General features: G+C 63.3%; 14 protein-coding genes. 5 read left to right on the plus strand and 9 right to left on the minus strand.

Annotated features, from left to right (window positions below):
• Positions 1-43 precede the first annotated feature (43 nt).
• On the plus strand, positions 44-748 hold the full coding sequence (locus JKP78_RS19730) for a lipoate--protein ligase family protein (protein WP_170027971.1): 705 nt from the start codon (positions 44-46) through the stop codon (positions 746-748).
• Here the strand turns inward: JKP78_RS19730 and crp are convergent.
• Positions 745-1389 (minus strand): cAMP-activated global transcriptional regulator CRP, encoded by a 645-nt coding sequence (gene crp, locus JKP78_RS19735; RefSeq protein ID WP_170027972.1) that lies wholly within the window; start codon positions 1387-1389, stop codon positions 745-747. The genes JKP78_RS19730 and crp overlap by 4 nt on opposite strands.
• 190 nt (positions 1390-1579) lie before the next feature.
• On the opposite strand from crp, the gene JKP78_RS19740 reads away from it, so the two are divergent.
• The gene (locus JKP78_RS19740) at positions 1580-2002 is read left to right on the plus strand and encodes an OsmC family protein (protein ID WP_170027973.1); all 423 of its coding nucleotides are present in this window, start codon (positions 1580-1582) and stop codon (positions 2000-2002) included.
• Positions 2003-2135: 133 nt separating this feature from the next.
• Here the strand turns inward: JKP78_RS19740 and JKP78_RS19745 are convergent, their stop codons facing one another.
• The 6 genes from JKP78_RS19745 to hemJ form a co-directional block, all read right to left on the minus strand.
• On the minus strand, positions 2136-3176 hold the full coding sequence (locus JKP78_RS19745; protein ID WP_186690120.1) for a DUF2157 domain-containing protein: 1041 nt from the start codon (positions 3174-3176) through the stop codon (positions 2136-2138).
• Positions 3177-3186: 10 nt separating this feature from the next.
• Entirely contained in the window at positions 3187-3834 is a 648-nt protein-coding gene (coq7, locus tag JKP78_RS19750; protein WP_186690118.1) for a 2-polyprenyl-3-methyl-6-methoxy-1,4-benzoquinone monooxygenase, read from the minus strand.
• A gap of 65 nt (positions 3835-3899) precedes the next feature.
• Positions 3900-4238 carry a histidine triad nucleotide-binding protein gene (locus JKP78_RS19755; RefSeq protein ID WP_011531867.1) on the minus strand — a complete coding sequence of 113 codons (339 nt, stop codon included), beginning with the start codon at positions 4236-4238 and terminating at the stop codon, positions 3900-3902.
• Between the two features lie 63 nt (positions 4239-4301).
• Entirely contained in the window at positions 4302-5084 is a 783-nt protein-coding gene (locus JKP78_RS19760) for an SDR family NAD(P)-dependent oxidoreductase (RefSeq protein WP_170027976.1), read from the minus strand.
• Positions 5085-5150: 66 nt separating this feature from the next.
• On the minus strand, positions 5151-6107 hold the full coding sequence (locus JKP78_RS19765) for an NAD(P)H-dependent flavin oxidoreductase (RefSeq protein WP_170027977.1): 957 nt from the start codon (positions 6105-6107) through the stop codon (positions 5151-5153).
• A 28-nt stretch (positions 6108-6135) separates the two neighbouring features.
• Positions 6136-6561 (minus strand): protoporphyrinogen oxidase HemJ, encoded by a 426-nt coding sequence (gene hemJ, locus JKP78_RS19770; protein WP_186690116.1) that lies wholly within the window; start codon positions 6559-6561, stop codon positions 6136-6138.
• Positions 6562-6702: 141 nt separating this feature from the next.
• Between hemJ and argC the strand changes: the two genes are divergently transcribed.
• Together argC and erpA are read left to right on the plus strand one after the other, a co-directional pair.
• A complete protein-coding gene (gene argC, locus JKP78_RS19775; protein ID WP_025337480.1) occupies positions 6703-7737 on the plus strand; it encodes an N-acetyl-gamma-glutamyl-phosphate reductase in 1035 nt (344 codons plus the stop codon).
• Positions 7738-7882: 145 nt separating this feature from the next.
• Positions 7883-8233, plus strand: a complete 351-nt coding sequence (gene erpA / locus JKP78_RS19780; protein ID WP_170027979.1) for an iron-sulfur cluster insertion protein ErpA — start codon at positions 7883-7885, stop codon at positions 8231-8233.
• 59 nt (positions 8234-8292) lie between these two features.
• On the opposite strand, the gene JKP78_RS19785 is transcribed toward erpA, so the two are convergent.
• Together JKP78_RS19785 and JKP78_RS19790 are read right to left on the minus strand one after the other, a co-directional pair.
• Positions 8293-9384: an anhydro-N-acetylmuramic acid kinase gene (locus tag JKP78_RS19785; RefSeq protein WP_186690114.1), complete on the minus strand. Its 1092-nt coding sequence runs from the start codon at positions 9382-9384 to the stop codon at positions 8293-8295.
• A gap of 3 nt (positions 9385-9387) precedes the next feature.
• Positions 9388-10812: a peptidoglycan DD-metalloendopeptidase family protein gene (locus JKP78_RS19790; protein ID WP_200627319.1), complete on the minus strand. Its 1425-nt coding sequence runs from the start codon at positions 10810-10812 to the stop codon at positions 9388-9390.
• A 213-nt stretch (positions 10813-11025) separates the two neighbouring features.
• Between JKP78_RS19790 and tyrS the strand changes: the two genes are divergently transcribed.
• A complete protein-coding gene (gene tyrS / locus JKP78_RS19795) occupies positions 11026-12225 on the plus strand; it encodes a tyrosine--tRNA ligase (protein WP_186690110.1) in 1200 nt (399 codons plus the stop codon).
• Positions 12226-12570: the final 345 nt, after the last annotated feature.

The raw sequence follows: 12570 nt of genomic DNA on the forward strand, positions 1-12570 counted from the left end.
CCGCCGCGAAGAGCCCCTGAAAAACAACATCAAAGGTGGATCAATGACCGATCAACCCCTGGCCCTGACTGTCGAACAAGGCCTGCACGCCGAACAGGAGTTGTTGGCCGCCGTGTGCCGCGGCGAGCGCGACAGTGGCGTACTGTTCTGGCGTCCTACCGACCACGCCCTGGTCATGCCGCGGCGCATGAGCCGCCTGGATAATTTCGAAGCCGCCTGTGCGGAGCTGGCGATTGCCGGCTGGCCGGTGCTGCTGCGCGAAACCGGCGGCGAGCCCGTGCCGCAGTCGCATGCGACGGTAAACGTTGCACTGGTCTATGTCGCCCCCCGCAGCGAAGGTGACCATGGCCGTATCGAAAACGCATACGAGCGCCTGTGCCTGCCGCTGTGCGACGTGCTGCGCGAGTGGGGCGGCGTGGCCTCGGTGGGTGAGATCGACGGGGCCTTCTGCGACGGCCGCTACAACGTCAACCTCAATGGCCGCAAACTGGTGGGCACCGCACAACGCTGGCGCCAGGGGCTGGGCGGCAAGCGCCCGGTAGTGCTGGTGCATGGTGCGCTGCTGCTGGACAACGAGCGCGAGTCGATGGTGGCAGCGGTGAACCGCTTCAACGAGTGCTGCGAACTGGACCAGCGCTGCCGTGCCGACGCACACATCGCCTTGCATGAAGTGGCGCCCGAGGCGCCCTGGTTCGAGCGCCTGTCGCAGGCCTATGCCAAGGTGCTGGCGGACCTGCCCAGCGATTAGCGCGTGCCGTAGACCACCATGGTCTTGCCTTTGACCTGCACCAGGCTGCGTTCTTCGAGGTCCTTGAGGACGCGGCCGACCATTTCCCGCGAGCAGCCGACGATGCGGCCGATCTCTTGGCGGGTGATCTTTATCTGCATGCCGTCGGGGTGGGTCATGGCGTCAGGTTGCTTGCACAGGTCGAGCAGGCAACGGGCAACCCGCCCGGTGACGTCGAAGAACGCCAGGTCGCCGACCTTGCGGGTGGTGTTGCGCAGGCGCTGGGCCATCTGGCTGCCCAGCGCGTAGAGAATCTCCGGGTCCTGGCGTGCCAGTTCGCGAAATTTCTCGTAACTGATCTCGGCCACTTCGCATTCGCTTTTCGCGCGCACCCAGGCACTGCGGTGCTGCTCGCTATTGGCGGGCTCGAACAGGCCCAGTTCGCCAAAGAAATCGCCGCTATTCAGGTAGGCGATGATCATTTCATGGCCTTCGTCGTCCTCGATGAGGATGGTCACCGAGCCTTTGATGATGAATGACAGTGTTTCGGCCCGGTCGCCGGCGCAGATGATATTGCTCTTGGCGGGATAGCGGCGGCGCTGGCAGTGCACCAGCAGTCTGTCGATGTTCTTTATCTTGGCGGGTAAGGCAGAGGCAACCATCACGAAATCCTGTTCGATGCGACGCATTGGCTTTTTCAAAGGGCAGCTGGCGACAGGCGCCAGTCAATTGGCGCCAGCTTATCAGACACTACAGGATGTTTCGGTAATAAACCGACAGGACACGTACTTTTCCCACAGCCATACAAGGTCTAAGCTGACACCCTTTTCCCAAAATCAGGAGTCCGGGTAGATGAAGGCACGTATCCAGTGGGCCGGTGAGGCAATGTTCCTCGGCGAATCGGGGAGCGGCCACGTCGTCGTGATGGACGGCCCGCCCGAGGCCGGCGGCCGCAACCTGGGTGTGCGACCGATGGAGATGCTGTTGCTGGGCCTGGGTGGCTGCAGCAGCTTCGACGTGGTGAGCATTCTGAAAAAGTCGCGGCAGGCGGTGGAAAGCTGCGAGGCGTTCCTCGAGGCCGAGCGTGCAGGCGAAGACCCGAAGGTGTTCACCAAGATTCATATGAACTTCGTGGTGAAAGGGCGCGGGCTGAAAGAGGCGCAGGTCAAGCGTGCGGTGGAGCTGTCGGCAGAGAAGTACTGCTCGGCTTCGATCATGCTGGAGCGTGCCGGGGTCGAAATCAGCCACGGCTATGAAATCGTAGAGCTGGGTTGAAGCCACGGTTCCTGGGCTGCTGCGCAGCCCATCGCCGGCAAGCCAGCTTCCCCAAATGCGGCAGGCTCAGGCCCGCGCGGCACCTGCGGGAGCTGGCTTGCCGGCGATGGGGCGCCAAGCGGCGCCAACACTATCAGCTGCGAAGCGCAGGCAATGCAGCCAGCACCCATTCAGGCAGCCAACCCCGCATCACCTTGCTCAGTTGCTCCCGCCGCTTCTGGTAAGCCAGGCCCAGTCCGATCACCCCGAGCCCGATCAAGGTGACCACCACCGGGAACAGGAGTGACTCGGCAAACACCTCATACGACAGGTAGCCGAGGTAAGCCGCTACCCCTAATGCGCCAAATACCATGAACACCGGCCGGCGCAGCAGTACCGCCATGCCCATGAGCGCGATATTGATCAGGCAGTACATGGCCTTGCCCAGCTCGCTGCCGCTGTCCATCAGCGTCATCCCGCCCCAGAACGCCGCCAGCCCGGCCAGATAGCCCCAATGCGCGTAGTCCTCGCGTGTGCGACCGTCGACCACGATGAATACAGCCAGCAAGCCCAGCCCGAACCACAACGACACTTCGCGGCGTTGCTCCCAGCTGAACGGCGAGCCGAAGAACCATTCGCTCAGGTCCATCGACATGAACCACAAGGCCACGGCAACCGGCATGACGATGAACGGGTAGGGGATCAGCCTCAGCATCAGCAGCCCGGCGACTACCGTGGCCGCTTCCATTGCCAGCCAGCCGCCCTGCACATAGGTGTAGTACTGGTGATAGTCAGCCTGCACATCGTCCAGTGGCCACCAGCCGGCCAGGCGTTCGACGGCGAATACCGCCAGCGGCACGATGCTGACCGCGACCGCCGCCAGCACTCCGGCAGCGACCGGCTGGGCGCGATGTTGCAGGTTAACGGCGAACAACGTGAGCAACAGGATATAAAGGCTGGCGATGGCCAGCAGTGCCCAGTCGCCAATGCTCATCCAGGCTTCGGTGAGCAGCCAGCCCATGGCCGCCATGATCAGCATGGCGCCGAAGTAGAAGGCCACGTGAGCCAGCTGGAAACTGCCGCGTGGTGCCGACTGCTGGCGCAGGAAGGCCACAAGGGCCTGGTCCTGGCCAGGTTGGAGAATGCCGGCGTGCACGGCGCGCGCCAGGTCCTTGGCGTCGAAACGATCCGTCATGCTAATGCCTTCAGATACGGTAGGTGCTCTTGGTCATGACCTTGGCCAACAGGCTCATGCCAAAGCGGACCGGGGCGGGGAAGCGATAACCGCCGGCGGCCAGTGCAGAATCGGCGTGCTGTTCTTCATCGATACGCATCTGTTCGAGGATGGCCCGGGACTTTTCGTCTTCCTGCGGGATCTGTTCCAGGTGTTCGTCGAGGTGCTTGCACACCTGGTGCTCGGTGGCAGCGACGAAGCCCAGGCTGACCTTGTCGCTGACCAGCCCGGCGAGTGCGCCGATACCGAACGACATGCCGTAGAACAGCGGGTTGAGCACGCTGGGGTGGCTGTTCAGCTGGCGGATACGCTGTTCGCACCAGGCCAGGTGGTCCACTTCTTCCTCGGCGGCGTGCTCCATGGCCTTGCGTACTTCGGGCAGCTTGGCGGTCAGGGCCTGGCCCTGATACAGCGCCTGGGCACAGACTTCACCGGTGTGGTTGATGCGCATCAGCCCGGCAACGTGGCGGGCCTGCTGCTCGTCCAGGTCGATGTCCGGCTGCACGATAGCCGGCGAGGGGCGGGCGGGTTGGCCGCTGAAGGGCAGCAAGGTGCGCATGGCGGTATCGGCCTGCAGCAACAAGCGGTCGAGCGGCGAGTAGTGACGTTCGGTAGCCATCGGGCACCTCCGCAAGAATGTGCCCGACAGTTTACCGCAATAGTGGCAGGGTGGCTTGCCGTGGATCAGCCCGGTGGCCAGTGCATCTGGCGCTGGCCAAGCACGTGCATGTGGATGTGGTACACGGTCTGGCCGCCTTTCGGGTTGCAGTTCATGACCACGCGGAAGCCTTCCTCGCAGCCTTGCTCGACGGCCAGGCGCTGGGCGGTGAACAGGATGTGGCCGGCCAGTGCCTTGTCCTCTTCGGTCAGGTCGTTGAGCGTACGGATGTGCTTTTTCGGGATGACCAGAAAATGTACGGGGGCCGCGGGTGCAATATCCTTGAAGGCCAGGATCTGGTCATCTTCGTAGATGATATCCGCCGGGATTTCCCGGTTGATGATTTTGAGGAATAAATCGTCCACAGCACTTGCTCCATGGTGAGGGTCGGGCCGAGTGTACTCAGCCAGGCGCCGCTCGCCCAGTGGCTATTCCATGCCGAGCGGGCAGTAGCGGCGATGGATGACGCCGGCCAGCTTGCGCACCAGCCAGCGGGGCAGCAGGCGCGGGGCGAACGCCAGCCAGCGGTTGCGTCGGCCGGGCATGATCAGCGCGCGGTTCTTGTCGAGCGCGCGCACGGTGTACAGCGCCACTTCCTCCGGGCTGAGGCAGCGTGGCTTGCCATCGAGCCGTGGGATGCGCCGACGCGCAGAGCGCACCGGGCCCGGGCACAGCACCGACACCTTGATACCGGTACGCTTGAGTTCTTCGCGCAGGGCCTGCGAGAAGCTCAATACATAGGCCTTGCTGGCGGCATAGGCGGCCATCCACGGTCCCGGCGCCACGCCGGCCAGGCCGGCGACGTTGAGGATCTGCCCGCCACCCTGTACCGCCATCAGGTTGCCGATGGCGTGGCACAGGCGGCTCAGCGCCAACACGTTGACTTCCAGCAGGTCCTGCTCGTCGGCCCATTCATGAGCCAGGAATGGGCCGTAGGTACGCAGGCCGGCACAATTGACCAGCAGGTCGATACGCCGCTCACCTTCTTCCAGTTCCAGCACAAAGCCCGACAGGCGCAGAGGCTGGCTGAGGTCGCAGGCGCGGAACAGCACTTCCACGCCAAAGCGCTGGGTAAGCTCGATGGCCACTGGCTCCAGCGTTTCACGCTGGCGTGCCACCAGGATCAGGTTGCGCCCGCGCCGCGCCAGCGCTTCCGCCAGGGCCAGGCCCAGGCCGCTGGAAGCACCAGTGATCATGGCGTAACGGGTCATGCAAGGCTCCTGGGGGCTGAAGAGGCGCCTAGTGTACAGCTTGGCCGGGGCAGGTGTTGCCTTTTGCTACGAGCCGCGATGCCCCAGGGCCTGGCAGCGCTGCACGGCATCCCGGTATTCGTGGTAGAGCCGTTCGATCAGCGCACCGGCATCCGGCAGGTCGTCGATACCGCCGACACCCTGGCCCGCCGACCACACGGTCTTCCAGGCCTTGGCTTCGTCGTGTATCGGCTTGAGCTTGCCTTGCTCGTGGCCGCGCTTGAGGGCGTCCAGGTCGTAGCCGGCCTGCTCCAGGCTCGCGCGCAGAAAGCTGGCAGGCACGCCGGACACTGCCGGAGTGTGGATGATGTCGGCGGCATGGGCATCGAGCAGCATCTGCTTGTAGGCATCCTGGGCCTGGCTTTCGGCCGTGGCGATGAAACGGGTGCCCATGTAGGCCAGGTCAGCGCCGAGCATCTGTGCCGCCAGGATCTCGTGGCCATGGTTGAGGCAGCCGGCCAACAGCAAGGTCTTGTCGAAGAACTGGCGAATTTCCGCGACCAGGGCGAACGGGCTCCAGGTGCCGGCATGGCCGCCTGCGCCTGCGGCCACCGCGATCAGCCCATCGACTCCGGCCTCGGCGGCCTTTTCGGCATGGCGGCGGGTGGTGACATCGTGGAATACCAGGCCGCCGTAGCCGTGCACGGCATCGACCACTTCCTTCACCGCGCCCAGGCTGGTGATGACGATCGGCACGCGGTGTTCCACGCACAACGCCAGGTCGGCCTGCAGGCGCGGGTTGGTCGAATGAACGATCAGGTTCACGGCATACGGGGCTGGCGCCGGCAGTTGCCCCAGGCCGTTCTCGATCTCCTCCAGCCAGGCCTTGAAACCGCCGCTGTCGCGCTGGTTCAGGGCCGGGAAGCTGCCGACTATGCCAGCGGCGCAGCACGCCAGCACCAGCCTGGGGTTGGAAATCAGGAACATCGGTGCGGCAACCACTGGCAGGCGCAGGCGTTGTTCGAGCGAGGCGGGTAGCGCCATGGCGAGGCTCCTTGAGCGGCGGGCGGTGTCAGAACGGCTTGACCACCACCAGGATCACGATGCCCAGCAGGAACAGCACGGGCACTTCGTTGAACCAACGATAGTAGACGTGGCTGCGGGTATTGCTGCCGCTGGCGAAGCGTTTGCGCTGGGCGCCGCACATGTGATGGTAGACGGTCAGCAGGATGACCAGGGTCAGCTTGGCATGCAGCCAGCCCTGGCTGAGCCAGCCCGGGGTGAGGTACAGCATCCATCCGCCGAACACGTAGGTGGCGATCATCGCCGGGTTCATGATGCCGCGGAAAAGCTTGCGTTCCATGGTCACGAAGCGTTCCTGGCTGATGCTGTCCTGGCTCTGGGCGTGGTAGACGAACAGCCGCGGCAGGTAGAACAGGCCGGCGAACCAGCAGACCACGCTGACGATGTGCAGCGCTTTGATCCATAGGTAAAGCATGGGGGAGTTCCTTCAGGTATTCACGGTCGTCAGATAGTAGTGGTCAAGCGCCCGAAGGGTCATCCGAAGAGTTGTTACAGGCGCCTTGCGCCCCTATTATCGTGCGCTTTCCAGACGGCTCGTTGATAAGGGGCAAGCGTTATGATCAAGGTCGGTATCGTCGGCGGCACGGGTTACACCGGCGTCGAACTGTTGCGTCTGCTGGCACAGCATCCACAGGCCGAAGTGGCGGTCATCACTTCGCGCTCCGAGGCGGGCGTGGCGGTGGCGGACATGTACCCGAACCTGCGCGGCCATTATGACGGGCTGGCATTCAGCGTGCCCGACAGCAAGACCCTGGCGGCCTGTGACGTGGTGTTCTTCGCCACACCGCACGGCGTCGCCCATGCACTGGCCGGTGAACTGCTGGCGGCCGGTACCAAGGTGATCGACCTGTCGGCCGACTTCCGTTTGCAGGACGCCGCCGAGTGGGGCAAGTGGTACGGCCAGCCGCACGGCGCACCGGAGCTGCTCAAGGACGCGGTTTACGGCCTGCCTGAAGTCAACCGTGAGAAGATCCGCCAGGCACGCCTGATCGCCGTGCCGGGCTGCTACCCGACCGCTACCCAGCTGGGCTTCCTGCCGCTGCTGGAGGCAGGCCTGGCCGACCCGTCGCGCCTGATTGCCGACTGCAAGTCCGGGGTCAGTGGTGCTGGCCGTGGTGCGGCGGTGGGCTCGCTGTTCTGCGAAGCCGGCGAGAGCATGAAGGCCTATGCAGTCAAGGGCCATCGCCACCTCCCGGAAATCAGCCAGGGCCTGCGCCTGGCGGCTGGCAAAGACATCGGCCTGACCTTCGTGCCGCACCTGACGCCGATGATCCGTGGCATCCACGCCACCCTGTACGCAACCGTTGCCGACACTTCGGTCGACCTGCAGGCGCTGTTCGAGAAGCGCTATGCCGACGAGCCGTTCGTCGACGTGATGCCGGCCGGCAGCCACCCGGAAACCCGCAGCGTGCGCGGCGCCAACGTCTGCCGCATTGCCGTTCATCGCCCACAGGGCGGCGACCTGGTGGTGGTGCTTTCGGTGATCGACAACCTGGTCAAGGGCGCATCCGGCCAGGCGGTGCAGAACCTCAACATCCTGTTCGGCCTGGACGAACGCATGGGCCTGTCCCACGCTGGCCTGTTGCCGTAAGCCGCCATAGGTGGAAAGGCCCGCGTCGTGCGGGCCTTTTTGTTTGTCGCGACTAAAGCCGCACAATTCTTGACCGATTTTCTCGGGAAAGCGGATAATGCGCGTCATCGAGTTTTATGGCGGCTACCGCGCCGGGAGAATCAACATGAGCGTCGAAACCTTCACCCCCACGGCTTTGGAATTCACCCACGGCGCTGCGCAGAAGGTGAAGAACCTGGTGTCCGAAGAAGGCAACGATCGTCTGAAGCTGCGCGTGTTCGTCACCGGTGGCGGTTGCTCGGGCTTCCAGTATGGCTTCACCTTCGATGAAGACGTGGCCGAAGATGACACCATCGTCGAGCGCGAAGGGGTGTCCCTGGTGGTCGACCCGATGAGCTTCCAGTACCTGGCCGGCGCCGAAGTGGACTACCAGGAAGGCCTGGAAGGCTCGCGCTTCGTGATCAAGAACCCGAATGCCACCACCACCTGCGGTTGCGGCTCGTCGTTCTCGATCTGAGCCCTGCTCATACGAAAACGCCGCGCAATTGCGCGGCGTTTTACATTGTGGCGTAGTGTTCAGGCCGGGTAGATCGCACCCAGTACACGCAGGCCCTTGGCCGCTGTCACGCTGGGGCGATTGGCCGCGATACCTTCCAGGCAGCAATGGGCCAGCCAGGCGAACGCCATGGCCTCGACCCAGTCCGGGTCAACGCCATGGATGCCGGTACTGGCGACCCGGGCTGCGGGTAGCAGTTGGCCGAGGCGCGCCATCAGGGCGCCATTGCGCGCGCCGCCACCGCACACCAGCAGCGCTTCGGTGCCTTGCTGGGCATTGCTCAGCGAGTCGATGATGCTGCGTGCGGTCAGCTCCAGCAGCGTCGCCTGCACATCCTCGTCGCGATAAGCAGGGAGGCGAGCGAGGTGGCCATCCAGCCAGGCCAGGTTGAACACTTCGCGGCCTGTACTCTTCGGGCCGCTGCCTGCGAAGAACGGGTCGGCCAGCAGGGTGTCGAGCAAGTCCGCCTGTACCCTGCCGGTAGCCGCCCAGGCACCATCCGCATCATAGGCCTGGCCGCGCTTGCGCTCGATCCAGGCATCCAGCAATACGTTACCGGGGCCACAATCGAAGCCATGGACCGGCTTGTCGTGTTCGATCAGGCTGAGGTTGCTGAAACCGCCGACGTTGAGCACGGCCAGGCGCTGCCCGAGATGGCTGAACAAGGTCTCGTGGAAGGCCGGGACCAGCGGTGCACCTTGGCCACCGGCTGCCACATCGCGGCGGCGGAAATCAGCGACCACACTGATGCCGGTAAGCTCGGCCAGCAGCGCCGGGTTGCCGATTTGTACGGTAAAGCCGCGCGCGGGCTCGTGACGGATGGTCTGGCCATGGCTGCCAATGGCGCGGATGGCGTCGGCCTGCAGCCCCTGGTCGGCCAGCAGCTGGCGGATGCCTTCGCTGGCAAGCGTGGCCCAGCGGTTTTCTGCCAGCGCGGCGCGCGCGATCTCGTCCGCGCCGCTGCTGCACAAGGCAAGCAGCTCCTGGCGCAGGTCGCCGGGCATGGGCAGGTAGTGGGTGGCGAGCAGCTCAGGCTGCTCGCCTTGTGCGATCAGGGCAATGTCCAGGCCATCGAGGCTGGTGCCGGACATCACCCCCAGGTAGAGCGCCATGGCTCAGCGCTTGTTCGCGGCGAGCAGGGTGGCCTTTTCCTGATCCATGCGGGCAATCAGGGGCTGGCTCTGCTGCAGGAAGCGCTGGCGCTCGTTGCGGGCGATCGGGTCGGCCATTGGCACTTTCTGACTCAGCGGGTCGACGTGCACACCGTTGACCTGGAACTCGTAGTGCAGGTGCGGGCCGGTGGACAGGCCGGTGGTACCGATATAGCCGATGATCTGGCCTTGCTTGACCATGCTGCCGGTCTTGATGCCCTTGGCGAAGCCCTGCATGTGGCCATACAGCGTCTTGTAGCGGTTGCCGTGCTGGATGATCACGGTGTTGCCGTAACCGCCACGGCGCCCGGCCAGTTCGATGCGGCCATCACCAGCTGCCTTGATCGGGGTGCCGCGAGGGGCGGCATAGTCGACACCCTTGTGCGCGCGGATCTTGTTCAGGATCGGGTGCTTGCGGCCTGCGGAGAAGCGCGAGCTGATGCGGGCGAAATCCACCGGGGTGCGGATGAACGCCTTGCGCAGGCTGTTGCCGTCGGCGGTGTAGTAGCTGGTGTTGCCCTGCTTGTTGGTGTAGCGCACGGCGGTGTAGGTCTTGCCGCGGTTGGTGAACCGCGCAGAGAGGATATTGCCGGTGCCGACGACTTTGCCGTCCATCACCTTCTGCTCGTAGACCACGTCGAATTCGTCGCCCGGGCGAATGTCCTGGGCGAAATCGATGTCATAGCCGAGCAACCGAGCCATGTCCATGGTCATGCTGTGGGACAGGCCGGCGCGCTGTGCCGAGGCCGACAGCGAGCTTTTGATCACGCCATGGGCATAGGCGGTCCGCACGACCGGCTTGCTGATCTCGCGATTGAAGGTATAGCCCTTGTCGGTCTTGGTCAGGCGAATGGTTTCAAGGTTGCTGACCTTGCTGTGCAGGCTGGCCAGCTGGCCGTCCTTGTCGAGTTCGAACTGCAGCACCTGGCCGTGCTTGAGCTGGCTGAACTGCTTGGCCTGCTTGTTGCTGGCCAACAGGTCGTGCACTGCATTGCTCGGCAGGCCGACCTTGGCGAACAGGGTGGACAGCGTGTCGCCACGGGCCACTGTGACTTCACGGTGGCCGGGCTCCTTGGCGGTTTCGGCGACCGGTTCTGCGGCAGGGGCGTCTTCCTGCTTGGCGTTCTGGGTTTCGGGGGCGGCGTCCTCGATCTGGGCGAATGGCGAGCCTTGCTCACCTTCTGCCTGCACCAGGGGCGCAGCGCGGGATTCGTCCTTCAACTGCTCGGCAGGGCTCTCCAGCTCGAGGTTGAGGGTGGTCTTCTTGGCTTCCACTTCGCTGGAGGGAAACACCAGCAGGGCCAGGCTGAGCAGGGCGGCGATGCCGCTGGCGGCCAACAGATGGCTTTTCGGATAAAGCGGGGGCGCTTTAGGCGGTTCGTTGGTCATGGGCACGGTGACTTTGAAAAAGGTGAAATGGAAAAGATGAATGACATGATGAAGATGAAATAACTGTATAAAATATAACCAAAACCATTTTCACGCAAGGGCGCGTAGACGCCGCAAGCCTGTGCCCGGGTCACATTCCTTTGCGAAACTTGTAATTGACGGCCGATCTTGTATGGTTGGCTCCCCCTGAATCTGAGCCTTGCGGGTTTGTCTATGAAGTCGGTTGAAGAGCAGCTGGCGCTTATCAAGCGCGGTGCGGAAGAAGTACTGGTCGAGTCGGAACTGGTGGAGAAGCTCAAGCGCGGCCAGCCTCTGCGCATCAAGGCCGGCTTCGACCCGACCGCGCCGGACCTGCACCTTGGGCACACGGTGCTGATCAACAAGCTGCGTCAGTTCCAGGACCTCGGGCACCAGGTCATCTTCCTGATCGGTGACTTCACCGGCATGATCGGCGACCCGAGCGGCAAGAGTGCCACCCGCCCGCCGCTGACTCGCGAGCAGGTGCTGGAGAACGCCGAGACCTACAAGCAGCAGGTGTTCAAGATCCTCGACCCGGCCAAGACCGAGGTCGCGTTCAACTCCACCTGGATGGACAAGCTGACCCCGGCTGACTTCATTCGCCTGGCTTCGCAGTACACCGTGGCGCGCATGCTCGAGCGTGACGACTTCCACAAGCGCTACACCACCAGCCAGCCGATCGCCATTCACGAGTTCCTGTACCCGCTGGTGCAGGGCTACGACTCGGTGGCGCTGAAGGCCGATGTCGAACTGGGTGGTACCGACCAGAAATTCAACCTGCTGATGGGGCGCGAGTTGCAGCGTGCCTATGGCCAGGAAGTGCAGAACATCGTGACCATGCCGTTGCTCGAAGGGCTCGACGGTGTGAAGAAGATGTCCAAGTCGCTGGGCAACTACGTAGGTATCCAGGAAGCACCGGGGGTGATGTACAGCAAGCTGGTATCGATCCCGGATACCTTGATGTGGCGTTACTTCGAGCTGCTGAGCTTCCGCTCGATGGAGGAGATCGAGCAGTTCCGTGCCGACGTCGCCAATGGTGCCAACCCGCGCGATATCAAGATCAAGCTGGCGGAAGAAATCGTGGCGCGCTTCCATGGCGAAGAGGCTGCGGCCAATGCCCACCGTGCAGCAGGTAACCGCATGAAGGATGGCGAGTTGCCAGAAGATCTGCCGGAGGTCGAAGTGGCTGCGGCGGAAAGCCTGCCGATTGCTGCCGTGCTGAACCGGGCTGGCCTGGTCAAGAACTCGGCGCAGGCTCGGGACCTGCTGAGTGGGGGGGCGGTGAAGGTTGATGGTGCGGTGGTTGATCGCGATTTCGTGTTTGCGCTGGGTGCTACGCATGTGTGCCAGGCGGGCAAGAAGTCGTTTGCGCGGGTTACCCTCAAGGCTGAGTGATAGCCGGCGGGTGTAGCTATATAGAAGCGGGGAGGCCGGTAGGCCTCCCCGCTTTGTTTTTCAGTGATATGAAGGTTTCTTGAAATTAAAGGTTGACGCGGTTTCGAATGCCCTTATAATGCGCCCCACTTCCAGCGACATCGGAACGAAAAACTCCTTATTGATCAATGAGTTAAGGAGTGATGAAGAAGCTGAAAGGGCTACGATCGAATGATCGGCAGCGGTCGAGATGAAGGTTGACAGCGTTTCAAAACGCTGTATGATTCGCCTCCCGCTACGAGAGATCGCAGCGAGTCAAGTGTTTGAAGCTAAACGAGTTTCTCGCAAAAAACTTCAAAATAAACG

The sequence above is a fragment of the Pseudomonas sp. LAM2023 genome, assembly GCF_016620375.1.
Classification (GTDB): Bacteria; Pseudomonadota; Gammaproteobacteria; order Pseudomonadales; family Pseudomonadaceae; genus Aquipseudomonas; species Aquipseudomonas anuradhapurensis.

Coding starts and splice junctions, on each gene's coding strand:
- JKP78_RS19730 (WP_170027971.1), top strand. CDS start 44: ATGACCGATCAACCCCTGGCCCTGACTGTCGAACAAGGCCTGCACGCC.
- crp (WP_170027972.1), bottom strand. CDS start 1,389: ATGGTTGCCTCTGCCTTACCCGCCAAGATAAAGAACATCGACAGACTG.
- JKP78_RS19740 (WP_170027973.1), top strand. CDS start 1,580: ATGAAGGCACGTATCCAGTGGGCCGGTGAGGCAATGTTCCTCGGCGAA.
- JKP78_RS19745 (WP_186690120.1), bottom strand. CDS start 3,176: ATGACGGATCGTTTCGACGCCAAGGACCTGGCGCGCGCCGTGCACGCC.
- coq7 (WP_186690118.1), bottom strand. CDS start 3,834: ATGGCTACCGAACGTCACTACTCGCCGCTCGACCGCTTGTTGCTGCAG.
- JKP78_RS19760 (WP_170027976.1), bottom strand. CDS start 5,084: ATGACCCGTTACGCCATGATCACTGGTGCTTCCAGCGGCCTGGGCCTG.
- JKP78_RS19765 (WP_170027977.1), bottom strand. CDS start 6,107: ATGGCGCTACCCGCCTCGCTCGAACAACGCCTGCGCCTGCCAGTGGTT.
- hemJ (WP_186690116.1), bottom strand. CDS start 6,561: ATGCTTTACCTATGGATCAAAGCGCTGCACATCGTCAGCGTGGTCTGC.
- argC (WP_025337480.1), top strand. CDS start 6,703: ATGATCAAGGTCGGTATCGTCGGCGGCACGGGTTACACCGGCGTCGAA.
- erpA (WP_170027979.1), top strand. CDS start 7,883: ATGAGCGTCGAAACCTTCACCCCCACGGCTTTGGAATTCACCCACGGC.
- JKP78_RS19785 (WP_186690114.1), bottom strand. CDS start 9,384: ATGGCGCTCTACCTGGGGGTGATGTCCGGCACCAGCCTCGATGGCCTG.
- JKP78_RS19790 (WP_200627319.1), bottom strand. CDS start 10,812: ATGACCAACGAACCGCCTAAAGCGCCCCCGCTTTATCCGAAAAGCCAT.
- tyrS (WP_186690110.1), top strand. CDS start 11,026: ATGAAGTCGGTTGAAGAGCAGCTGGCGCTTATCAAGCGCGGTGCGGAA.